Here is a 22,061-nt window from a genome sequence, read left to right as displayed (position 1 = left end):
ACCATGAGAAAAACATTTCAACTCCGGCCCGAGGGAAAGAATCCCGACCGGGTCCTGGACGCGGTCAAGCACGAGATCCGCAAGTACATCAAGCGCGAGCGGCGCCGCGAACTGCCCGAGGGCGCGGACTACTGGGACTTCGACTGCAAGTTCGGCGCGACATCCGAGGGTGCCGAACCGGTGCATCTCGCCGCCATCACGGGGCTGATCGACGGCGTGGCCAAGGAAGCCGGCACGCAGTTCTACATCGAGATCCTGGCCAAGCCGGGCCACCGGGCGGCCAAGCCGCCCAAGCCTGACGCGGAGCAGCCGCAGCCCTGAGGGCGGGCGTCTCAGGCGTCTCGGGCTAGCGCAGGACTTCCAGCAGGCGGTCGAGGCCGCCTTCGTCGATGGCGACCATCGCCTGTTCGCGCACCTTGGGCTTGGCGTGGTAGGCCACCGAAAGGCCGGCCTCGGCCATCATCGGCAGGTCGTTGGCGCCGTCGCCCACCGCGATGGTCTCGTTGGCCGAGATGCCCAGCAGCGAGGCGACCTCCAGCAGGGTGCGGCGCTTTTCCGCGCCGTCGCAGATGTCGCCCCACGACTGCTGCATCACGCGGCCCGTGAGGAGGCCGTCGGCTTCGTCCAGCATGTTGGAGCGCGCGAAGTCGATGCGCAGACGGTCCTTCACGCGGTTGGCGAAGAAGGTGAAGCCGCCGGAGACCAGCAGCACCTTCAGGCCGGCGGCCTTGCAGGCATCGACGAGCTGTTCGGCGCCGGGGTTCAGGCGCAGGCGCTGGTCGTGGACCTCCTGCAGGGCCGCCACCGGCACGCCCCGCAGCAGCGCGACGCGGCGGCGCAGGCTTTCCTTGAAGTCCGGGATTTCGCCGCGCATCGTGGCTTCGGTGATGGCCGCGACCTCGGCCTTCTTTCCGACCGCGTCGGCGATCTCGTCGATGCACTCGATGTTGATCAGCGTCGAGTCCATGTCGAAGGCGATGAGCCTGAAGTCGGCGAGCATCAGCGGCGGCGTGAAGCGCTGGATCACCAGGCCGGGAGCGATTTCTTGGGGGGTCATACGGGGGCGGGTTGCTGGACCTGGGGTTGCCCGAGGCTGCGAAGCACGTCGCGCACCATCTGCGCGCGGTCCTTGGGGTCCTTGAGTTCGCGCTCGATGCGCAGCTTCTCGTTGCCGGCGAGCTTGATGTGCTTGTTCTTCTGGATCAGGCTGATGATGTTCATCGCGTCGATCGGCGGGTCCTTCTTGAAGGTGATGTTGATCACGCCCGGTGCCGCGTCGACCTTGACCACGCCATAGGGCCGCGCCAGCACCCGCAGCCGGTGCACGTCGATCAGGGTCTGCGCCTGCGGCGGCAGCTTGCCGAAGCGGTCGACTATTTCTTCGAGCAGCGTGTCGATCTGATCGGGCGTCCTGGCCGTTGCCAGCTTCTTGTAGAAGGACAGGCGCAGGTGCACGTCGCCGCAATAGTCGTCGGGCAGCAGGGCGGGCGCGTGCAGGTTGATCTCGGTCGTCACGCTGAGCGGAGCCAGCAGGTCGGGTTCCTGGCCGGCCTTGAGCGAGCGCACCGCTTCGGCCAGCATCTCGTTGTAGAGCTGGAAGCCGATCTCCAGCATGTTGCCGCTCTGGTTCTCGCCCAGCACCTCGCCGGCGCCGCGGATCTCCAGGTCGTGCATGGCGAGGTAGAAGCCGGAGCCGAGTTCTTCCATCTGTTGGATGGCGTCCAGGCGCTGCGCCGCCTGCTTGGTCAGCCCGTCGATGTCGGGCACCATGAGGTAGGCGTAGGCCTGATGGTGGCTGCGGCCCACGCGCCCGCGCAACTGGTGGAGCTGGGCCAGGCCGAACTTGTCGGCGCGGCTCATGACGATGGTGTTGGCGGTCGGCACGTCGATGCCGGTCTCGATGATGGTCGAGCACAGCAGCAGGTTGTAGCGCTGGGCGACGAAGTCGCGCATGACGCGCTCCAGGTCGCGCTCGGGCATCTGGCCGTGGGCGACGGCGATGCGCGCCTCGGGCAGGATTTCCTCGAGCTTCTGGCGCCGGTTCTGGATGGTCTCGACCTCGTTGTGCAGGAAGTAGACCTGCCCCCCGCGCTTGAGCTCGCGCAGCACGGCTTCGCGGATGACGCCGGTGCCTTCGTTGCGCACGAAGGTCTTGATGGCCAGCCGCCGCTGCGGGGCGGTGGCGATCACGCTCAGGTCGCGCAGGCCCTCGAGCGCCATGCCCAGCGTGCGCGGGATCGGCGTGGCGGTGAGCGTGAGCACGTCGACCTCGGCGCGCATCGCCTTCATCGCCTCCTTGTGGCGCACGCCGAAGCGGTGTTCCTCGTCGATGATCAGGAGGCCGAGGTTCTTGAACTTGACCGACTGGGAGAGCAGCTTGTGGGTGCCGACCACGATGTCCACGCTGCCGTCGGCCAGGCCCTTGGCGGCGGTGGTGATTTCCTTGGTCGAGCGGAAGCGGCTCATCTCGGCCACCTTGACCGGCCACTTGGCGAAGCGGTCGACCAGCGTCTGGTAGTGCTGCTCGGCCAGCAGGGTGGTCGGCGCCAGGAAGGCGACCTGCTTGCCGCCCGTGACCGCGATGAAGGCGGCGCGCAGCGCCACTTCGGTCTTGCCGAAGCCGACGTCGCCGCAGACCAGGCGATCCATCGGTTGCGGCGAGATCATGTCCTGGATGACGGCGTGGATCGCGGCCTTCTGGTCGGCCGTTTCGTCGAAGCCGAAGTCGTTGGCAAACACCTCGTAGTCGGCGGCCGAGTAGCGGAAGGCATGGCCTTCGCGGGCGGCGCGCCGGGCGTAGATGTTGAGCAGTTCGGCGGCGGAGTCGCGCACCTGCTCGGCCGCCTTGCGCTTGGCCTTTTCCCACTGGCCGGAGCCGAGCTTGTGCAGCGGCGCCTCTTCGGCGCTGACGCCGGTGTAGCGGCTGATCAGGTGCAGCTGCGACACCGGCACGTAGAGCGTGGCCTTGTCGGCGTACTCCAGGTGCAGCATCTCCTGCAGCAGGGGCTTGCCCTCGGCGTCGAGGCCCTGGCCGAGGTCCATGTTGATGAGGCCGCGGTAGCGGCCGATGCCGTGCGCCGAATGCACGACTGGATCGCCGATGGCGAGCTCGCTCAGGTCCTTGATCAGCGCCTCGACGTCGCTGACCTGCTCCTGCTTCTTGTTGCGGCGACGGATCGCGGGGGCGGTGGCGAAGAGCTCGGTCTCGGTGATGAAATCGATGCCTTGCTCGCGCCATGCGAAGCCGGCCACCAGCGCGGCGGTGGCGATGCCGATCTTCTCGTCGGGCGAGGCTTCGAATTCGGCGAGCGAGTCGAACGCGGGCGGGCCGACGCCGCTGGCGCGCAGGAAGTCGAGCAGGCTTTCGCGCCGCCCGTCGCTTTCGGCGATGAGCAACACGCGGTGCGGCGTGGCGCGGATGTGCTCCTTGAGCTTGACGAGCGGGTCGTCGGCGCCGCGGGCGACGGCGAAGGGGGGCAACTGCTCGAACTCGGCGTAGGGGGTGCCTTCGGTCGAGCGGATCGCCAGCTGCGCATGGACCTTCGCCCGCTGGTAGAACTGCTCGGCGCTCAGGAACAGCGCCTCGGGCGGCAGTGCCGGGCGCTCCGGGTCTCCGCGGACCAGGCGATAGCGCTCCCCCGTGTCCTGCCAGAAGTGCTGGAAGGCGGGCTCCAGCTCGCCATGCAGCACCACGGTGGTCTCGGCGCCCAGGTAGTCGAAGACCGTCGCGGTCTCTTCGAAGAAGAGCGGCAGGTAGTACTCGATCCCGGCCGTCGCGACGCCGTTGCCCATGTCCTTGTAGATGCGGCTTCGCGTCGGGTCGCCTTCGAGCAGCTCGCGCCAGCGGCCGCGAAAGCGCGCGCGCGCATCGTCGTCCATCGGAAACTCGCGCCCCGGCAGCAGCCGCACTTCGGGCACGGGGTAGAGACTGCGTTGCGTGTCGGGGTCGAAGGTGCGGATCGAGTCGATCTCGTCATCGAACAGGTCGACGCGGAAGGGTACCGGCGAGCCCATGGGGAACAGGTCGATCAGGCCGCCGCGCACGGCGTATTCGCCGGGGCTCACGACCTGTGTCACGTGGCTGTAGCCGGCGAGTGTCAGCTGCGCCTTGAGCTTCGACTCCTGCAGCTTCTGCCGGGTCTTGAAGTGAAAGGTGTAGCCGGCCAGGAAGGAGGGCGGCGCCAGGCGGTAGAGCGCGGTGGTCGCGGGCACGAGCACCACGTCCGCCTCCTTCTGGCTGATGCGCCAGAGGGTGGCCAGGCGCTCGCTGATCAAGTCCTGGTGCGGGGAGAAGCTGTCGTAGGGCAGCGTTTCCCAGTCGGGGAAGAGGGCGCAGCGCAGTTCGGGCGCGAAGAAGGCGATTTCGTCGATGAGCCGTTGCGCGTCGTTCGCGTCGGCGGTGAAGACGGCGGTGGCGCGGCCTGCCGATTTCTCGCGTTCGGCCAGCTGCGCGAGCAGCAGCGCGTCGGCCGACAGCGGTGGGCGCGGCAGCGTGAAACGCTTGCCCGGCGTGAGATGGGGGAGGTCCATGGAGTGCCTGGGAAATGCAGAACACCCCGCGCCGACGGGCGAGGGGTGTGATGGCCGATTCTAGAATGGCTGCCCCACTGCCGCTGGCCACGGAACAAGTTCATGACCGCTTCTCGTCTTTTCGCATTGATTCCCTGCGCGGGCGCGGGCAGCCGCGCGGGCGGCAAGGGCCCCAAGCAGTACCAGCGGATCGCGGGCCGTCCGATGGTGGGCCACACCCTCGAGGCCTTCCGCTCGCTCGTCGGCGTGTTCGAGGGCATCGCGCTGGTGGTGGCGCCCGACGACGCGGACGTGGAGGTCGTGCTGCCGCGCTTTCCGGCGGCTGGCGAGCTTCTTCTGCGCGTGGGCGGCGCGACCCGTGCCGCCACCGTGCGCAACGGCCTGCGGGCCTTGAGGCAGGCCGGAGCCGGCCCCCACGACTGGGTGCTGGTGCACGATGCCGCGCGCTGCCTGGTGGTGCCGACGCAGATCGAGGCCTTGATCGCGGCCTGCGAGCATGATCATGTCGGCGGTCTGCTGGCCCATCGGCTGGCGGATACGCTCAAGGTCGCTTCACCCGAGGGACGGGTGGCAAGCACGCTGACGCGCGCCGACAAGTGGCTGGCGCAGACGCCGCAGATGTTTCGCATCGGCATGCTGCTCGACGCGCTGGAGCGGGCCGGCGACGCGGTGACCGACGAGGCCGCCGCGATCGAGGCGATGGGCCTGGCCCCGTTGCTCGTGCCGGGCAGCGCGCAGAACCTGAAGATCACCTACGCCGAGGACTTCGCCGTGGCGGAGGCGGTGTTGCGCAGCCGGAGGCCTGGCCAATGACCGCCTTTCATCTCCGTGTCGGCGAAGGCTGGGACGTTCATCAATTGGTCGCCGGCCGCAAGCTGATTCTGGGCGGCGTCGAGGTGCCTCACGTCACGGGGTTGCTCGGTCATTCGGATGCCGACGTGCTGTTGCATGCGATCACCGATGCCTTGCTCGGCGCGGCCGGGCTCGGCGACATCGGGCGGCACTTTCCAGACACCGATCCGCAGTTCCGCGGCGCCGACTCGAGCGCGCTGCTTGCCGAGGCGGCGCGCCGCGTGCGCGCGGCCGGCTGGCAGATCGGCAATGTCGACAGCACCGTGATCGCCCAGGCGCCCAGGCTGGCGCCGCATATCCCGGCGATGTGCGCGCGCATCGCGGCCGCGCTGGAAATCGATGTCGAGCAGGTGAATGTGAAGGCGAAGACGGCCGAGAAGCTGGGGCCGGTGGGCGAGGGGCGGGCGATGGAGGCGCGTGCCGTCGTCATGGTGCATCGCTAACCCGGGCCACCGGTGTTGCCCCCCTGAAAGGAGGCCTTCGTTTACTTGGCTGGGGGGGGCTCGGGCTTGGCCGAGGCGGCGCGGGGCATGCGGATGTGCGCCGCCAGACCCCGGCCGGGCGTGCTCGTGAGCGCGAAGGTGCCTCCCATGCGCTCGATGTTCTTCGTCACGATCGACAGGCCGAGGCCCGCGCCGGCCGCGGAGGTGCGGGCGACGTCGCCTCGGAAGAAAGGCTTGCTCAGCTGCGACAGCATGGCCGGCGCGACGCCGGCGCCGTGGTCGCGCACCTTGATGAGCACCGCGTCGTTGTGCGCCTGCGCCTGGATCGCGATGTCGGCGACGCCGGTGGCCGGCGTCTTGCCGTAGCGCCTCGCGTTCTCGACCAGGTTGGAGATGACGCGCTGGAGCTCGACTTCGTCGGCCATCACGCGCAGGTCGGGCGGCACGTCGACCGTGATCTTGATGTCCTCGTGATCCTGCACCGCATAGGTACAGGCATCGATGACGTCGCGCAGCAGCACCGGCCTGAAGTCGACATGGTCGGGCCGGGCGTAGTCGAGGAACTTGTCGATGATGGCATCGAGCTGCGCGATGTCGGCGGCCATGTGGTCGCGGGCATCCTCGTCCGCCACGCTCATCTCGGTTTCGAGCCGCAGCCGCGCAAGAGGGGTGCGCAGGTCGTGCGAAATACCGGCCAGCATCACCGCACGGTCCTGCTCGATCTTGGCGAGCTGGTCGGCCATGCGGTTGAAGCCGACGTTCACGGCGCGGATCTCGTTGGTGCGCGCGCGCTCGTCGAGCCGGTGGGCCTCGTATTCGCCCTCGCGCACCTGCATGGTGGCCTGGGAGAGCTGCTTCAGCGGCCGGTTGATGAGTCCGGTGATCAAGGCCGCGCCGGCCAGCGAGATCGACATGGTCGTCGCCAGCCAGACCAGCCAGGTGCGCCGGTCCAGCCGACTGAAGCGGGTCGGGTCGACCAGCAGCCAGTAGGTGTCGCTCTCGATCGTGAAGCCGATCCAGAGCCCGGGCTCGTCGTTGACGCGGCTCGCCACGGTCGTGCCCTCGCCGAGCCGGGCGATGAGCTCCTCGGTCACACGCTGGTCGAGCGCGCCGCTGGTGTAGGGCAGGAAACGGTCGTTCGGCTCGCGCGGCAGGATGCGCACGCCCTCCTGGTCCGCCAGGGTCTTGATCAGCGATACGCGGGTGATGGCGTCGGAATAGACCAGCGCGGCGCGCGTGAGGTTCACCAGCGAGGCGATCTGGTGCGCGGTCTGGATGGCGCGCGGCTCGTATTCGAGCGCGCGGAAGGTCTGCAGCCAGGCAACCGTGCAGCCGACCAGCAGCAGCACCAGCAGAAAGAAAGTTCGCCAGAAGAGGCTCAGGCCCAGCTGGAGCCTGGGTCTTCGCCGCGACTGGCCGAGACCCTCCAGAGGACTTGGCAGGGTGACCTGCGGGCCGTCCTCGGCAAGGGGACTCGGCTGCGTCGTCTGGGGGCCGATCGTGGCGGCCACGTGGGTCAGCGCTTCAGGTCGTGCCGTCCGGCACGAACACGTAGCCGACACCCCAGACCGTCTGGATGTAGCGCGGCGCCGCGGCGTCGGATTCGACCAGCTTGCGCAAGCGCGAGATCTGCACGTCCAGGCTGCGGTCGAAGGGCTCGAACTCGCGCCCGCGTGCCAGTTGGGCCAGCTTCTCGCGCGACAGCGGCTGGCGAGGATGCCGCACCAGCGCCTTGAGCATGGCGAACTCGCCGGTGGTCAGGGAAAGTTCCTCGCCATCCTTCTTCAGCGCGCGCGAACCGAGATCGAAGCTGAAGGGGCCGAAGTTGACCGTTTCGTTCTCCGTCGACGGCGCCCCGGGCGCTTCGAGCGGCGGGCGGCGGCGCAGGACCGCGTGGACGCGCGCCAGCAGTTCGCGCGGGTTGAAGGGCTTGCCCAGGTAGTCGTCGGCACCGACTTCGAGTCCGACGATGCGGTCGACGTCCTCGCCCTTGGCGGTCAGCATGATGATGGGGGTGCGGTCGTTGGCCGCTCGCAGGCGGCGGCAGACGGAGAGGCCGTCTTCGCCGGGCATCATCAGGTCCAGCACGATCAGGTCGACCGTGTCGCGAAGCAGGATGCGGTTGAGCGCCTTGCTGTCTTCCGCGACGATGACCTCGAAGCCTTCCTGGGTCAGGTAGCGGCGCAGCAGGTCGCGGATGCGCGCGTCATCGTCGACGATGACGATCTTGTCTGTGCGGGCAGGTGCTTGATTCATTTCTACAACGCCGAATTTGTAACAGCACCAATTCTGGCTCTGTTGCGACCCCATTGAGCCGGTTTTCGTAGTGCTTTGACACTAAGTTACAAAACTTGCGGGTGCTCGCCTTCCAGACGCCTGTGCCTTGCGCAGCGGTGGCACAGTCAATTTTCCGCTTGATGGGCCTCCATGAAATCTGTCCCTCTTCTTCTCGTGCCGATTCTGCTTTTTGCCGACCTTGGCCTTTCCGCCTGGGCGGGACCGCCCGGGCCGGCGCCGCTCGGCGTACAACGGCGCAATGAGTTGCGCGTTGCAGTCGAGGCGCACCGGGCGGCGACGCGCGAGGAGGTGCAGCGGGAGGAGGCCGCGGCGGGGCGCCGTCTCACGCCGGCCGAACTCGCCGAACTGCGCTCGCAGGTGCGCGAGCAGTGGGCGCCACGGCAGGATGTGGTCAGATCGGCAGAATCGCAACCGGCTGAACGGATCGCGCCGCTGTCCATGTCGAGCGACAGGTTATCGACCGGTCCGCGCAGCCAGCGTCCCTGAGTGTCGCCCGCAAGGCGCCTCGGGCATGCCATTTGGCTCTCTTTTTTCCGGGCAGGAATCAGTTTTGAACAATGTCAGATGGATCGCGGCTTGCGCGGTGTTGATGAGTGCAGGCGCGGCGATGGCTCAGGGCGCGCCCTGGTCGCCCCCGCAGAACGTGCTGCAGCTTTCGGCCACGGGCACGGTCGAGGTCCAGCAGGACCTGCTGAGCATGAGGCTCACCACGACCCGTGATGCGCCCGACGCGGCAGCGGTGCAGACGCAGCTCAAGACGGCGCTCGATGCCGCCCTGGCCGAGGCGCGCAGGAACGCGCAGCCCGGCCAGCTCGACGTGCGGACCGGCAATTTCAGCCTGTCGCCGCGCTACACGCGCGACGGCAAGATCAACGGCTGGCAGGGCTCGACCGAACTCGTGCTGGAGGGCCGGGACTTCCCTCGCATCACACAGACCGCGGGCCGCATTTCGACGCTGACGGTCGGGAGCATCGGTTTCGGCCTGAGCCGCGAGGCTCGCGCCAAGGTCGAGGCCGAGGCGCAGACGATCGCGATCGACAACTTCAAGCAGAAGGCCGGCGAACTCGCCAAGGGCTTCGGCTTCGGCGGCTACACGCTGCGCGAGGTATCCGTCAATGCCAACGAGGGCGGGCCCATCCGCCCGCGCATGATGGCGATGGAGGCTTCGTCGAAGGTGGCGTCGGATGCGCCGGTGCCGATCGAAGCCGGCAAGACCAGCGTGGTGGTCAATGTCTCGGGTTCGGTTCAGCTGAAATAGGCCGCCATGGCCGTGGGGAGTTGCTCGCGTGTGAGCAAACCCCGGATGAATTAGGATGCAGCGAGACGATTCATTTCACCGCGACGCTTCCTTTTCTTCATGACAGAGTCCGTTCTTCATCACACCCGTGAGGACGCCACGGCCCCCATGAGATGGACGGGGCGGGATCACCCGGATTCGACGGCGTGAAACGCGAGCAACCCAATCTCCAGATGGCTGGCGTCTCCGCCGCCGGCATGATCGACTATCCGCTGTCCGCCGCCACCGCGGACCGCACGCCGGTGGTCGAGAACATGCTCGCGCGTGCCCGCGCCTTTGCCGAACCCCTGATCGCCGACGAAACGCTGGACACCGGCGAGAACACGCTCGCGCATGCCGATGCGGTGGCCAAGATCGTTGCCGCGATGGGCGGTTCGGAAGCGATGCAGGCGGCGAGCTACCTGGTCTATTCATGCCAGCACCTGAATCGCCCGCAGGAGGTGATCGCCAAGGTGTTCGGCGACAACTTCGCCGCGCTCGCGGTGGAGACGACCAAGCTTGTGTTCGTGCAGAAGCAGGCGCGCTCGGCGACGGCCAACGCCCATCTGGCGGACGGCGCGGAAGCACAGACCGAGAACGTGCGCAAGATGCTGCTGGCGTTCTCGCGCGATCTGCGCGTGGTGATGCTGCGTCTGGCATCGCGCCTGCAGACGCTGCGCCATGCGGCGGCGAGCAAGCAGCCGGTGCCCGAGGGCGTGGCGCGCGAATCGCTGCAGGTTTTCGCGCCCCTGGCGAACCGCCTGGGCATCTGGCAGGTCAAGTGGGAGATCGAGGATCTCTCGTTCCGCTTTCTCGAACCCGAGACCTACAAGCTCATCGCCCGGCTGCTCGATGAGAAGCGCATCGAGCGCGAGGGCTATGTCGAACAGCTGCGCGCCAAGCTCGAGCGCGATCTGATGGCCGAGGGGATCAAGGCCACCGTGCAGGGCCGGCCGAAGAATATCTACAGCATCGTCAAGAAGATGCGCGGAAAGTCACTCGACTTCGCGCAGGTCTTCGACATCATGGCGCTGCGCGTCGTGGTGGCAGACGTCAAGGATTGCTATGGCGCGCTGGCCTGGGTGCACTCGCACTTCCGGCCCATCGACGAGGAGTTCGACGACTACATCGCGCGGCCGAAGCCGAATGGCTACCAGTCGCTGCACACGGTAGTGCGCGAGGTGGTCCATGGGCAGGTCGGCAAGCCGATCGAGATCCAGATCCGCACCGAAGAAATGCACGACCATGCCGAGCACGGCGTGGCGGCCCACTGGGCCTACAAGGAAGCCGGCCACAAGGGCTACGCCGGCGTCTGGGCGAGCGGAGAGTACGACGCCAAGATCGCGGTGCTGCGGCAGCTGCTGGCCTGGGAGCGTGACCTCTCGGGTGGCTCGCAAGGGCGCGGGCTCTTCGATGACCGCATCTATGTACTGACGCCCGATGCGGCGATCGTCGAGCTGCCTCAAGGCGCGACGGCGGTGGACTTCGCCTACACGGTCCACACCAGCCTGGGGCACCGTTGTCGCGGCGCGCGCGTGGATGGCGCGATGGTTCCGCTCAACACGCCGCTTCAGAACGGCCAGACGGTCGAGATCATCGCGGCGAAGGAAGGCGGCCCGTCGCGCGACTGGCTCAATGCGGATCTGGGCTATCTCGCGAGCCATCGGGCGCGCGCGAAGGTGCGCGCCTGGTTCAACGCGCAGATCACACACGAGACGGTGGCACGTGGTCGCGAAGCGGTCGAGAAGGTGTTGCAGCGCGAGGGCAAGACGGCGCTGAAGCTCGAAGACCTGGCCTCGCAGCTCGGCTTCAAGTCGGCGGACGCGCTGTTCGAGGTGGTGGGCAAGGACGAGTTTTCGCTGCGCAACATCGAGACGCTGCTGCGGCCGCCGGAGCCCGTGCCCGGGCCGGATGAAGGGGTCGTCATCAAGAAGGCCCGCGGCAACGAGTCGGCGCGGGGCGGTGTGCTGGTGGTGGGCGTGTCCTCGCTGATGACGCAGCTCGCCAAGTGCTGCAAGCCCGCGCCGCCCGACGCGATTCGCGGCTTCGTGACGCGCGGCCATGGCGTCAGCATCCACCGTGCGGACTGCAGCAACTTCCGCACGATGGCGAATCACAATGCCGAGCGCGTGATCGATGTCGAATGGGGCGCATCGAAAGGCGACGCGGGTTCGGTGTATCCCGTCGACGTCGCCGTGGAAGCTGCCGATCGGCAGGGCTTGCTGCGCGACATCTCCGACGTGTTTGCGCGCGAGAAGATGAACGTGATTGGCGTACAGACGCAGTCCGTCAAGGGCACGGCGTGGATGACTTTCACCATCGAGATCGCCGATGCCGCGAAGCTCGCGCAAGTGTTGAACGTCGTGGCAGCGGTGTCCGGTGTGCGATCTGCGCGTCGTCGCTGAAAAGCGGCCTCGCGGCCTGCTACAATTCAGGCTCTCGGACACATCCTTAGGCGCGTAGCTCAGCTGGTTAGAGCACCACCTTGACATGGTGGGGGTCGTTGGTTCGAGTCCAATCGCGCCTACCAATTTTTCGATCGCAGCGCCGCTTAACCACCGGCCGACAGCGCATCGCAACCAACCCCGTATTTCATCTCTCCGCATCCACCGGGGTGTTGATCTGCGCGACGGTATATGGCCTTTGTACGACTGGCGAATTGCCTGCCAGTTGTGGTACCTTGGCTTTCCGTCACCTTCAAAGCAATTGACCCAGGGATCAGATGAATACGCCAGCGGCAGAGATCGATCCGGCGCTCGAAGAGCTTCGCCTCGCGGCGCTGGTCAAGCAGGCGCCCCTCGAGTTTGCGCGCGTCGTCTACGGACTCAACGACCGTGCCAACGGCCGTGCCGGCACCATGGCGGCCGAGGATGTCGCCCGCACCGTGCGGCAGGGTGGCCTGGTCACGCGGGAGCGAGCGGAGCAGCGCGCGCGCGGCTATCTTCCGGTCGCAGGCCAGGAGCACTGCCCGCGGTGCTGGGTATTCAACGGCATCAAGAGCCCGTTGCACTACCGCGAAACCACCGAACAGCGCCCCGAATCCGCGGCATGCAAGGTCTGCGGCGCGGAGTACGCGACCTCGCTGGACTGACCCCTCCCTCGCTCAGGGTAAACCTTGGCGCGGTGTCGCAGGGCCGCTCCCTAGAATCGGTCGCGCGCCCTGGCGTGAAACACTTAGGAGCATTTAGTGCAGAGCAAGAAGTCCGGTACCAAGCCGGTCCAGCGGGTGATCAAGAAGTATCCAAACCGAAGGCTCTACGACACGGAAACCTCCACGTACATCACGCTCACCGAGGTGAAGCTGCTCGTGATGAACAAGTCGCCATTCGTGGTGCGCGACGCGAAGACCGGGGACGACCTCACGCGCAGCATTCTGCTGCAGATCATTCTCGAAGAAGAGGCAGGAGGAGCCCCGATGTTCACCGAACAGGTGCTCGCCAGCATCATCCGTTTCTATGGCCAGGCCATGCAGAGCTACATGGGGCCGTACCTCGAGAAGAACATACAGGCGATGACCGAGGTGCAGGCGCAACTCGCCGAGAAGGCGGAGGGTCTGACGCCCGAGATGTGGTCCAAGTTCATGACGATGCAGTCGCCGATGCTGCAAGGCTTGATGGGCAATTACGTCGAACAGTCCAAGAAAGTCTTCCTGCAGATGCAGGAGCAGATGCAGAAGAACACCGAGCAGGTTCTGGGCGCTTTCGGCATCAAACGGCCCTGAGCGGGGCGCGGCGGCCGATAGCTGGGACAATAGGGGGATATGAGCGAAGTTGCATCCCTTGAACGAATTGTCCCGACGGCAGCACCCAAAGTCGGCTTTGTGAGCCTGGGCTGCCCCAAGGCCTTGACCGATTCCGAGCTGATCCTTACCCAATTGAGCGCCGAGGGCTATCAGACCTCCAAGACTTTTGAAGGCGCCGATCTGGTGATCGTCAACACTTGCGGCTTCATCGACGATGCGGTCCGGGAAAGCCTGGACACCATCGGTGAGGCCCTGGCGGAGAACGGCCGCGTGATCGTCACCGGCTGCTTGGGCGCCAAGACGGGCGAGCAGGGCGGCAATCTGGTCCGCCAGATGCACCCGAGCGTGCTCGCCGTGACCGGGCCCCACGCGACACAAGAAGTGATGGATGCGGTGCATGCGAATCTTCCCAAACCGCACGATCCCTTCCTTGATCTGGTGCCGCAGGCCTTCGGGGTCGCGGGGCTCAAGCTCACGCCGCGGCACTATGCCTATCTCAAGATCAGCGAGGGCTGCAACCACCGATGCACCTTCTGCATCATTCCCTCGATGCGTGGCGATCTCGTGTCGAGGCCAGTCGGCGATGTGCTGGGCGAGGCCAAGGCCTTGTTCGCCGGTGGCGTGAAAGAGCTGCTGGTGATCAGCCAGGACACCTCGGCCTACGGTGTGGATGTGAAGTACCGGACTGGCTTCTGGGACGGCAAGCCGGTCAAGACCCGGATGCTCGAACTCGTGCGCACGCTCGGCGAGATCGCGGAGCCTTACGGCGCCTGGGTTCGTCTGCACTATGTGTATCCGTATCCCAGCGTCGACGAAATCATTCCGTTGATGGCGAGTGGGCAGGTGTTGCCTTACCTGGACGTGCCGTTGCAGCACAGTCACCCCGACGTGCTCAGGCGCATGAAGCGGCCCGCGAGTGGGGAGAAGAATCTGGAGAGAATCGCACGCTGGCGCGAGGTGTGCCCGGAACTCGTGATCCGCAGCACCTTCATTGCGGGTTTTCCGGGCGAGACGGAAGAGGAGTTCGAGCATCTGCTCGACTTCATCCGCGAGGCGGAGATCGATCGCGCGGGCTGTTTCGCCTACAGTCCCGTTCAGGGCGCCGCCGCGAACGACATACCGGGCATGCTGCCGGAAGCCGAGCGCGAGGCGCGGCGCGCACGCTTCATGGAGGTGGCGGAGGCCGTGTCGATCGCCAAGCTGAAGAATCGTGTTGGCGCGACGATGCAGGTGCTGGTGGATTCGGCGCCGGGCATGGGTCGCAAGGGTGGTGTAGGCCGGTCATATGCGGATGCGCCGGAGATCGACGGCACCGTTCGCTTGCTGCCACCCGAGAAGATCAGCAAGACGCTGAAGGTCGGGGAATTCACCCGGGCCCGCATTGTCGGTGCTGAGGGACACGACCTGATCGCGCTGCCCATCTGATGCCAGGCGCAAACGGGAGAGACAACAAAAAAGCCACCGGAGGCCGGTGGCTTGATTGGAAACCCCATCAAGGGGTCTATATAAACTTGGTGCCCAGAAGAGGACTCGAACCTCCACGATGTTACTCGCTAGTACCTGAAACTAGTGCGTCTACCAATTCCGCCATCTGGGCCCACTTGTTGCAAGGAATGAATCCTTGCAACGCGTTTTGAATTTCAGGAAAGAGAGAGATCATATCAAAAATAATGGCCATCCCAGCGGCTTGCTGGATGAAGTTGAAGGCACAGTCCAAGGACATCGCGACGGACATGGTTTCGTGCAGCGCGACGACGGCGAAGCCGACATCTATTTACCCCCCAACGAGATGCGCGCGGTGCTGCACAAGGACCGCGTCAAGGCGCGCGTCGTGCGCCAGGACCGGCGCGGTCGTCCCGAAGGGCGCGTGGTCGAGATCGTCGAGCGGCCCGAACAACCCATCATCGGTCGCTTGCTTCACGAGGGCGGTGTCTGGCTTGTCGCCCCTGAGGACAAGCGCTACGGACAGGACGTTCTGATCCCCAAGGGCGCGACCGGCACGGCGAAGGTCGGCCAGGTCGTCGTCGTGCAGTTGACCGAGCCGCCCGCGCTGTTCGGCCAGCCCGTCGGTCGCGTGAGGGAAGTGCTCGGCGAGATCGATGACCCGGGCATGGAGATCGAGATTGCGGTGCGCAAGTACGGCGTGCCGCATGAGTTTTCCGAAGCCTGTCTCGCCGATGCGAAGGCGCTTCCCGACAAGGTGCGCCCGGCAGACAAGAAGGGCCGCGTCGACCTGACCGACATTCCATTGGTCACCATCGATGGCGAGGACGCGCGCGACTTCGACGATGCCGTGTACTGCGAACCCGCCAAGGTGGGCCGCGGCAAGGGCTGGCGGCTGCTGGTCGCGATCGCGGATGTCAGCGCCTATGTGCAGACCGGATCTGCCATCGACATCGATGCCTATGACCGGGCGACGAGCGTCTATTTTCCGCGCCGCGTGATCCCCATGCTGCCCGAGAAACTGTCCAACGGGCTGTGCTCGCTCAATCCCGAGGTCGAGCGCCTGTGCATGGTCTGCGACATGCTGGTGGCGGCTGATGGCGAAATCTACGCATACCAGTTCTATCCCGCCGTCATGTGGAGCCATGCGCGCTTCACTTATACCGAGGTCGCCGCCATTCTCGGCAACACGCGCGGGCCGGAGGCGTTGAAGCGCAAGGACCGGGTGAAGGACCTGCTGAATCTCCACGACGTCTACCGCGCGTTGCTCAAGCAGCGTTCGAAGCGCGGCGCGGTCGACTTCGAAACGACGGAGACGCAGATCATCTGCGACGATGCCGGGCGCATCGAGAAGATCGTGCCGCGCACCCGCAACGAAGCGCACCGCCTGATCGAGGAAGCCATGCTGGCGGCCAATGTCTGCAGCGCCGATTTCATCGCCGAAGGCAAGCATCCCGGGCTGTACCGCGTTCACGAGGGCCCCACGCCGGAGAAGAAGGAAATCCTGCGCGGCTACCTGAAGGCGATGGGTGTCGGGCTTTCGATCACGGACGACCCGAGGCCCGGCGAGTTCCAGGCCATCGCCGAGGCGACCAAGGATCGGCCGGACGCACAGCAGATCCACACGATGCTGCTTCGCTCGATGCAGCAGGCGATCTACACGCCGATCAATAGCGGTCACTTCGGCCTGGCCTATGAGGCTTACACGCACTTCACGAGCCCGATCAGGCGATATCCCGATCTGCTCGTGCACCGCGTGATCAAGGCCATTCTTGGCAAGACCAAGTACCAGCTCCCCATGTTGCCCACGCCTGGGGAGGCGCATGCCAAGCTCGCGAAGCGGCTTGCGTCGCGCGTGAAGGCGCCGACGAGCAAGCCTCAGAAGGCCACGGTCGCGCCGACCAAGGAGGTGCTTGCCTGGGAAGCGGCGGGTCTGCATTGCAGTGCCAACGAGCGACGCGCCGACGAGGCCAGCCGTGACGTGGAGGCCTGGCTCAAGTGCAAGTACATGCGCGAGCATCTCGGCGAGGAATACGGCGGCGTCGTCACCGCAGCGACTACTTTCGGCATCTTCGTCACCCTCGATGCAATGTATGTCGAAGGACTGGTGCACATCACCGAACTCGGCGGCGAATACTTCAAGTTCGACGAGCAGCGTCAGGAGTTGCGCGGTGAACGCACCGGCATCCGCTACGCGATCGGCACACGGGTGCGTGTGCAGGTGAGCCGCGTTGACCTGGATGGCCGAAAGATCGATTTCCGGCTGATGCGTGAAGGCGAAGAGCTGGGAGCGCGGGCCATGAAGGACAAGGGCGTCGCCGCGACTGGCGTGCCCACCAAGGCATCCGCCAAGCGCAGTGCGCGCAGCAAGCCCGAAGCGCCGGTCGAACGCAGCGATCGGGCCGCTGCCGCAGGGCCACAGACGGCGATGCAGGCGTTCAGGTCGGCCGTCAAGAAAGCCGCCAATAAGATGAAGGGGCGCAAACCGCGCCGTTGAAGGAGATATGAATGAGTGAGAACAAGAGCCAGAGCCGCATTGCGGTCGTCACGGGCGCCGGCACCGGCATCGGCCGTTCAGCCGCGCTCGCGCTGCTGGGCGATGGTTGGAGCGTGGCGCTGGCCGGGCGCCGGCTGGAGCCGCTCCAGCAGGTGGCGGAGGAATCGGGTGCCGGCGCGCGCGCGTTCGCCGTGCCGACCGACGTGGCAGATCCGGAATCGGTGCGGGCGCTGTTCGCGGCCGCTGTCGATCGCTTCGGCCGCGTCGATCTGCTTTTCAACAACGCGGGCGTCGGCAATCCCCCAGGTACCTTCGAAGATTGGACGCCTGAGCAATGGCGCGGCGTGGTCGATATCAACCTGAACGGGATGTTCTATTGCATCCAGCAGGCTTTTCGCACGATGCAGGCCCAGACGCCGAAGGGTGGCCGGATCATCAACAACGGTTCGATCTCCGCCAAGGCACCCCGGCCCAACTCGATCGCCTACACCGCGACCAAGCACGCGGTCGAAGGACTGACGAAGACCGCATCGCTCGATGGCCGCAAGCACGATATCGCGGTGGGCCAGATCGACGTCGGCAATGCGATGACCGATTTGGCATCGCGCATGGCCAAAGGCGTCCCGCAGGCCAACGGCGAACTCGCGATCGAGCCGCTGATCGACGTGAAGATCGTCGGCCAGTCAGTGCTCTACATGGCCAATCTGCCGCTGGAAGCCAATGTGCTGTTCCATACGGTGATGGCCACCAAGATGCCTTTCGTCGGCCGGGGTTAGAGAGCCGGCGGAGGGAAGCCTCGGGCCAATCCATCGGCAGTGAGCGGCGTGTTCGCCGGCCAGCGGTCGGCGAGATCGCCGTGGTGCCAGACCGCTTCGCAAGCCGCCTGCATGGCGGGACTGCCGGCGGCGGCCAGCGCGGCGCCCATCATGCCGGCCAGCACGTCGCCGGTGCCCGCGGTGGCGAGCCGGGCATTGCCCGTGGTGTTGATGACCGGCGTCTCATCGGATGCGGCAACGATGGTGCCGGAGCCCTTCAGCACAACCACCGCGTCGAATCGCTCCGCCAACTGGCGCGCGGCGCGCAGGCGATCGGCTTGAACCTCCACCGTGGTGACCTTCAACAGGCGCGCCGCCTCCAGGGGGTGCGGCGTGAGGACGGTGGTGCGATGGTCCCGTGCTCGCGCCTGCAGGAGAAGCTGCAACGCAGGGTCGGCCGCGACGGCGTTCAACGCATCGGCGTCGAGTACCAGGGTTCGCGCGGTTTCGAGTACTCGGGGCAACAGGCTGGTCACAGCCGCGCCGCCACCGCACCCACAGACTATCGTCAGCGCTTCGAGGTCCAGTGTCTCCGGTCGTCGAAACATCAGCGCGGGTTGCAGGGTGTCCAGCATCGGGAGGTCGGGATCCAGCGGCGCGACGAAGACGCGCCCCGCGCCGGCAGACAGGGCGGCGGATGCGGCGAGCAGGGCCGCGCCCGCCATGCCGGGTGCGCCGCCGATCACGGCCACGTCTCCATAGCTTCCCTTGTGCGAGGCGTGCAATCTCGGCACTGCCATCGGCATGCCGGCCAGGCGCGCCGAGGGCGGCTCGGACCCCTGGCCCACGCCGAGATCGTCAAACCACACCTCGCCGGTGGCGTCCCGGCCCAAGGCCGTGAAAAGGCCCGGCTTGCATGTGAGCAGGCTGAGGCAAAGGCGCCGGGCGTAGCGCGTGTCGCCGGCAGAGCGCGAGAGGTAGTCCGCCGAGAGTGTGCCGGTATCGGCGTTCAGGCCTGAGGGTATGTCCACGCTAAGCACCGGCGCGACGCCGGCGTACATGCGCCTGAGCCAGTCGAACATGAGGCCTTCGGGAGGACGCGAGGCCCCGATGCCGAGCAGCGCGTCGATTGCCAGGTCATGGTGTGCGGGCGGGCCATCGGCAAAGTGCACGCCGGCATCGCGCGCCCGTTGCAGGGCCGCCTGCGCGTCTGGCGGCAGCCGGGATTCGTCCCCGATCCGGGTGACGAGCACCGTGAAGCCGCGGCGCTGCAACTGAGCAGCGGCCTCGAAACCGTCGCCGCCATTGTTGCCGGGGCCGCATGCGATCCAGATTGCGCGTGCGTGGGGCGAAACAGCCATGGCGAGCCGCGCAACCGCCAGGCCCGCACGCTGCATGAGGGCATGCGGAGCCAGCGCGGCTGCTGCCGTCAGCTCGATCCGGCGTGAAGCTGCGATATCGAACAATGCAGCGGCGGTGGCGGTAGTGATGCGATACATGGAAGACCTGGCCGGTTGTCAATATTGCAGGAGACGCTCGACGCCCAGGCCTTCGAGGTCGATGCCCGCGTCGCGGCCGCCCATCAGATCGGCCAGAACCCGCGCGCTGCCGCACGAAAGGGCCCATCCGCTCGAACCGTGGCCCAGATTCAGCCACACACCTGGCACGCCGCTGGGGCCGATGATCGGCGGCCCGTCGGGCAGCATCGGACGCGCGCCCTTCCATTGCTGGACACCGGCCTGCAAGGTCGCTGCGCCGGGAAACCAGTCATGCAGCACCTTGTAGAGCGTTTGCAGGGCGGCGGGGTTGATCCTGTCGGGCGAACCGCCGAGTTCGGCGCTGCCGGCCACCCGCACGCGCTGCCCGAGCCTCGAGATGGCGACCTTGTAGCGTTCGTCCATCACGGCGCTTCGCGGTGCATTGAGCGGCTCGCGAATGTTGGCGCTGACCGAGTGGCCGTAGACCGGCGCGAGCGGGATGCGCAGGCCCAGGGGCTCGATCATCTTCGCCGACGCAACGCCGGCGCATACCACCACCGCATCGAAGCGATGGCCTTCCGAGCCGCTCGCCAGCGAGATCTCCGTCGGCGCGGCCCTTCGCAAAGGTGCGAGATCGCAGTTGAAATGAAACTGCGCACCCAGATCTTCGGCCTCCCACTTGAGCAGCAGCGCAAATTGACGGCAGTTCGCGACCTCGTCGTCCGGAAGGTGGATGGCGCCTGCCAGCGTCGTATCCGTGCTGAGCGCGGGTTCGATCGTGCGGGCTTCGTCGGCGTCGACTTCCCGGAAGTTGTTGCCCGCGGCGCGAAGCACATCGAGCCCCGGTTGCACCAGCTTGCGCTCGCGCTTGGAGCGCAGCAGAACGAGATAGCCATCGCTGCGTTCGTAGCTGAGCTCGCGCGCTTCCGTGATCTCGTGCAGTCGCGTGCGGCTGTAGAAGGCAAGGCGCTGCATTCGCGCGCGGTTGGACAGATAGGTTTCCAGCTTGCAGGCGCGCTCCCAGCGGGCCATCCAACCCATGTCCCGCGCCGTCAGCGGCCAGCGCAGCTTGATGGCGCCATGTGTGGAGAGCAGCGAGCGCAGCACCTTCGCGCGCATGCCCGGTGCGGCCCATGGCGTGACATAGCCCGGAGCCACCACGCCGGCATTTGCAAAGCTGGATTCTTCGGCGGCGGCACCACGTCGCTCGAACACAGCCACTTCGTGCCCATCCGATGCCAACTCCCAGGCTGTGGTGACGCCGATGATCCCGGCTCCCACGATGGCGATTTTCATTCGATTCTTTGCGGTGAGGTATTTCGTCGGCGCCTGCGTCGGAGGAGTGCAGGACCGTTATTGCGTTTGTAGCGCGCGCTCGGCCTGAAGTGCGACGGCCAGAATTGCATCGTCGTGCAGGGCGCCATGCCAGAGCATCAGGCCGACCGGTAGTTCGTCCGCTGCCTGACAAGGCAGCGAGATCGCGCAGCCGTCGAGCATGTTCACGACGGAAGGGTTGCGCAGCAGCAGCGCATTGACGCGGAAGAAGGCTTCGTCGCGCTCCTGGCCGGGCGCAACGCTCGCAATGGCGGGCGCCGTGATCGGCACCGTGGGCGACAGCACGGCGTCGAAGCCGGCAAGCGCCCGTTCCATGCGGCCTATCCAGCCGCGACGGGCCTTGATGAGCTCGATGTACTCGTGGGCCATCATGGTCGCGCCCTTGATGATGCGCTGCGCCACGCGCGGGTCGTAGCCGGCGCCGCTGCGCTCCAGCAGGAGGCGGTGCCAGGAATAGGCTTCGGGAGCGGAGAATCCACCGGTCGAGTTGATCGAGGAGAGGTCGGCCAGTTCGGGCAGGGCGATTTCCTCGATACGGGCGCCCGCATCGCGCAGTGTCTTGACCGCCCGCTCGAAAGCGCGCGCGACCATGGGATCGAGCTCATCCATGAAGACTTCCCGGACGACGGCCAGCCGGTAGGCTGAAAGAGGTGCGGTACCGGCCGTCACGCGGCGGCTCGCGAGGATCTCATGAGCGACGATCGCATCGCGCACCGAGCGCGTCATGGCGCAGACGGTGTCGAGCGTGGTCGACAGCGGCACGGCGCCGTCCGTCGGCACCAGTCGGGCGGTGTTCTTGAAGCCGACGATGCCATTGAGCGCCGCGGGGATTCGGATCGAGCCTCCGGTGTCGGAGCCCAGGCCGATGAACGCCGCGCCGCTGGCGACCGAGATGGCGGCGCCGGACGACGAACCGCCGGGAATGCGAGCCACGCCAGGGTCACTCAGGTTGGCGGGCGTGCCGTGGTGCGGGTTGATTCCAACGCCAGAGTAGGCGAACTCCGTCATATTGGTCCGGCCGATCAGCGTGCCGCCTGCAGCGCGAAGGCGGGCGACCGCTGGCGCATCGGCGGTGGCGGCCGGCGCATGGGCCAGCACGATCGAGCCGGCCGGCGTCGGCTGGCCGGCGATATCGAACAGATCCTTGGCCGAAAACGCAAGGCCCGCCATCCGCTGCCCCGGATTCGCGGCAACGGCGGCGCGGCGCGCTTCATCGAACATCGGTCGGGTGAAGACGTGTTCGCATGCCGGCGACTGGCCGGCAACGATGCAGCGCTCCATTTCGGTGCGTGCATCGGAGGTTCCCGTCATCAATGAGCGTCGGGTGGCGTGCAGGTCAGGGCGCATGGTGTGGTGGCAGGGGGAAGAGGGGGGAGCGAAGGGTGGTGCGTGCTATACTCTTTGGGTTTCGC

18 protein-coding genes and 2 tRNA genes are annotated in these 22,061 nt (G+C 66.5%); 12 read left to right on the top strand and 8 right to left on the bottom strand.

The genetic code is table 11. From position 1 onward, the window contains the following. Nucleotides 1-3 precede the first annotated feature (3 nt). Entirely contained in the window at nt 4-321 is a 318-nt protein-coding gene (locus tag AC1DNF_RS09975; RefSeq protein ID WP_478148407.1) for a DUF6172 family protein, read from the top strand. Nucleotides 322-346: 25 nt separating this feature from the next. Here the strand turns inward: AC1DNF_RS09975 and serB are convergent, their stop codons facing one another. Then, nucleotides 347-1,057: a phosphoserine phosphatase SerB gene (serB, locus tag AC1DNF_RS09970; RefSeq protein WP_478148406.1), complete on the bottom strand. Its 711-nt coding sequence runs from the start codon at nt 1,055-1,057 to the stop codon at nt 347-349. Beyond that, nucleotides 1,054-4,530 (bottom strand): transcription-repair coupling factor, encoded by a 3,477-nt coding sequence (gene mfd, locus AC1DNF_RS09965; protein ID WP_478148405.1) that lies wholly within the window; start codon nt 4,528-4,530, stop codon nt 1,054-1,056. Before mfd ends, serB begins: the two co-directional genes overlap by 4 nt. A gap of 102 nt (nt 4,531-4,632) precedes the next feature. Between mfd and ispD the strand changes: the two genes are divergently transcribed. Both ispD and ispF read left to right on the top strand, forming a co-directional pair. Further along, nucleotides 4,633-5,343, top strand: coding sequence for a 2-C-methyl-D-erythritol 4-phosphate cytidylyltransferase (gene ispD, locus AC1DNF_RS09960; protein ID WP_478148404.1), 711 nt, complete (start codon nt 4,633-4,635; stop codon nt 5,341-5,343). Continuing rightward, nucleotides 5,340-5,825, top strand: a complete 486-nt coding sequence (ispF, locus tag AC1DNF_RS09955; RefSeq protein WP_478148403.1) for a 2-C-methyl-D-erythritol 2,4-cyclodiphosphate synthase — start codon at nt 5,340-5,342, stop codon at nt 5,823-5,825. Before ispD ends, ispF begins: the two co-directional genes overlap by 4 nt. Before the next feature lie 41 nt (nt 5,826-5,866). Here ispF and AC1DNF_RS09950 read toward each other — a convergent pair whose 3' ends face one another. Beyond that, complete coding sequence (locus tag AC1DNF_RS09950; RefSeq protein WP_478148470.1) at nt 5,867-7,267, bottom strand: sensor histidine kinase; 1,401 nt, start codon at nt 7,265-7,267, stop codon at nt 5,867-5,869. Between the two features lie 82 nt (nt 7,268-7,349). Continuing rightward, complete coding sequence (ompR, locus tag AC1DNF_RS09945) at nt 7,350-8,081, bottom strand: osmolarity response regulator transcription factor OmpR (protein ID WP_478148402.1); 732 nt, start codon at nt 8,079-8,081, stop codon at nt 7,350-7,352. A 171-nt stretch (nt 8,082-8,252) separates the two neighbouring features. Here ompR and AC1DNF_RS09940 point away from each other — a divergent pair, with 171 nt between their 5' ends. The 7 genes from AC1DNF_RS09940 to rimO all read left to right on the top strand — a co-directional run bounded on the left by AC1DNF_RS09940 (nt 8,253) and on the right by rimO (nt 14,566). Continuing rightward, nucleotides 8,253-8,609 carry a hypothetical protein gene (locus AC1DNF_RS09940; RefSeq protein WP_478148401.1) on the top strand — a complete coding sequence of 119 codons (357 nt, stop codon included), beginning with the start codon at nt 8,253-8,255 and terminating at the stop codon, nt 8,607-8,609. Nucleotides 8,610-8,712: 103 nt separating this feature from the next. Continuing rightward, nucleotides 8,713-9,381 (top strand): SIMPL domain-containing protein, encoded by a 669-nt coding sequence (locus AC1DNF_RS09935; protein WP_478148469.1) that lies wholly within the window; start codon nt 8,713-8,715, stop codon nt 9,379-9,381. 236 nt (nt 9,382-9,617) lie between these two features. After that, on the top strand, nt 9,618-11,804 hold the full coding sequence (locus AC1DNF_RS09930) for a RelA/SpoT family protein (protein WP_478148468.1): 2,187 nt from the start codon (nt 9,618-9,620) through the stop codon (nt 11,802-11,804). Between the two features lie 48 nt (nt 11,805-11,852). Continuing rightward, nucleotides 11,853-11,929: transfer RNA gene (locus tag AC1DNF_RS09925), tRNA-Val, on the top strand. Between the two features lie 192 nt (nt 11,930-12,121). Further along, a complete protein-coding gene (locus AC1DNF_RS09920) occupies nt 12,122-12,490 on the top strand; it encodes a hypothetical protein (protein ID WP_478148400.1) in 369 nt (122 codons plus the stop codon). 96 nt (nt 12,491-12,586) lie between these two features. Then, a complete protein-coding gene (gene phaR / locus AC1DNF_RS09915) occupies nt 12,587-13,120 on the top strand; it encodes a polyhydroxyalkanoate synthesis repressor PhaR (RefSeq protein WP_478148399.1) in 534 nt (177 codons plus the stop codon). Nucleotides 13,121-13,159: 39 nt separating this feature from the next. Further along, nucleotides 13,160-14,566, top strand: a complete 1,407-nt coding sequence (gene rimO / locus AC1DNF_RS09910) for a 30S ribosomal protein S12 methylthiotransferase RimO (RefSeq protein WP_478148398.1) — start codon at nt 13,160-13,162, stop codon at nt 14,564-14,566. Between the two features lie 87 nt (nt 14,567-14,653). On the opposite strand, the gene AC1DNF_RS09905 is transcribed toward rimO, so the two are convergent. Further along, nucleotides 14,654-14,738, bottom strand: a tRNA-Leu gene (locus AC1DNF_RS09905). A gap of 90 nt (nt 14,739-14,828) precedes the next feature. Here AC1DNF_RS09905 and rnr point away from each other — a divergent pair. Next, a complete protein-coding gene (rnr, locus tag AC1DNF_RS09900; RefSeq protein ID WP_478148467.1) occupies nt 14,829-17,081 on the top strand; it encodes a ribonuclease R in 2,253 nt (750 codons plus the stop codon). Nucleotides 17,082-17,092: 11 nt separating this feature from the next. After that, nucleotides 17,093-17,857, top strand: coding sequence for an SDR family oxidoreductase (locus tag AC1DNF_RS09895; RefSeq protein ID WP_478148397.1), 765 nt, complete (start codon nt 17,093-17,095; stop codon nt 17,855-17,857). On the opposite strand, the gene AC1DNF_RS09890 is transcribed toward AC1DNF_RS09895, so the two are convergent. The 3 genes from AC1DNF_RS09890 to AC1DNF_RS09880 are packed head-to-tail and all read right to left on the bottom strand — an operon-like array spanning nt 17,854 to nt 21,996. After that, nucleotides 17,854-19,335: an NAD(P)H-hydrate dehydratase gene (locus AC1DNF_RS09890; RefSeq protein WP_478148396.1), complete on the bottom strand. Its 1,482-nt coding sequence runs from the start codon at nt 19,333-19,335 to the stop codon at nt 17,854-17,856. The genes AC1DNF_RS09895 and AC1DNF_RS09890 overlap by 4 nt on opposite strands. Before the next feature lie 18 nt (nt 19,336-19,353). Then, on the bottom strand, nt 19,354-20,610 hold the full coding sequence (locus AC1DNF_RS09885) for a D-amino acid dehydrogenase (protein WP_478148395.1): 1,257 nt from the start codon (nt 20,608-20,610) through the stop codon (nt 19,354-19,356). 57 nt (nt 20,611-20,667) lie between these two features. After that, nucleotides 20,668-21,996 (bottom strand): amidase, encoded by a 1,329-nt coding sequence (locus AC1DNF_RS09880; protein ID WP_478148394.1) that lies wholly within the window; start codon nt 21,994-21,996, stop codon nt 20,668-20,670. Between the last annotated feature and the right edge of the window lie 65 nt (nt 21,997-22,061).

The sequence above is a fragment of the Variovorax sp. 01T432 genome (assembly GCF_056398605.1).
The sequence above is the reverse complement of the archived record's forward strand: the minus strand, read 5'-3'. Positions and strand labels throughout refer to the sequence as shown.

Excerpts from the sequence above, each read along its gene's own strand:
- AC1DNF_RS09890 (WP_478148396.1), bottom strand. The coding sequence starts at position 19,335 with ATGTATCGCATCACTACCGCCACCGCCGCTGCATTGTTCGATATCGCA.
- serB (WP_478148406.1), bottom strand. The coding sequence starts at position 1,057 with ATGACCCCCCAAGAAATCGCTCCCGGCCTGGTGATCCAGCGCTTCACG.
- mfd (WP_478148405.1), bottom strand. The coding sequence starts at position 4,530 with ATGGACCTCCCCCATCTCACGCCGGGCAAGCGTTTCACGCTGCCGCGC.
- ispF (WP_478148403.1), top strand. The coding sequence starts at position 5,340 with ATGACCGCCTTTCATCTCCGTGTCGGCGAAGGCTGGGACGTTCATCAA.
- AC1DNF_RS09975 (WP_478148407.1), top strand. The coding sequence starts at position 4 with ATGAGAAAAACATTTCAACTCCGGCCCGAGGGAAAGAATCCCGACCGG.
- AC1DNF_RS09935 (WP_478148469.1), top strand. The coding sequence starts at position 8,713 with ATGAGTGCAGGCGCGGCGATGGCTCAGGGCGCGCCCTGGTCGCCCCCG.
- AC1DNF_RS09895 (WP_478148397.1), top strand. The coding sequence starts at position 17,093 with ATGAGTGAGAACAAGAGCCAGAGCCGCATTGCGGTCGTCACGGGCGCC.
- rimO (WP_478148398.1), top strand. The coding sequence starts at position 13,160 with ATGAGCGAAGTTGCATCCCTTGAACGAATTGTCCCGACGGCAGCACCC.
- AC1DNF_RS09930 (WP_478148468.1), top strand. The coding sequence starts at position 9,618 with ATGATCGACTATCCGCTGTCCGCCGCCACCGCGGACCGCACGCCGGTG.
- ompR (WP_478148402.1), bottom strand. The coding sequence starts at position 8,081 with ATGAATCAAGCACCTGCCCGCACAGACAAGATCGTCATCGTCGACGAT.
- AC1DNF_RS09940 (WP_478148401.1), top strand. The coding sequence starts at position 8,253 with ATGAAATCTGTCCCTCTTCTTCTCGTGCCGATTCTGCTTTTTGCCGAC.
- AC1DNF_RS09885 (WP_478148395.1), bottom strand. The coding sequence starts at position 20,610 with ATGAAAATCGCCATCGTGGGAGCCGGGATCATCGGCGTCACCACAGCC.
- ispD (WP_478148404.1), top strand. The coding sequence starts at position 4,633 with ATGACCGCTTCTCGTCTTTTCGCATTGATTCCCTGCGCGGGCGCGGGC.
- AC1DNF_RS09880 (WP_478148394.1), bottom strand. The coding sequence starts at position 21,996 with ATGCGCCCTGACCTGCACGCCACCCGACGCTCATTGATGACGGGAACC.
- AC1DNF_RS09920 (WP_478148400.1), top strand. The coding sequence starts at position 12,122 with ATGAATACGCCAGCGGCAGAGATCGATCCGGCGCTCGAAGAGCTTCGC.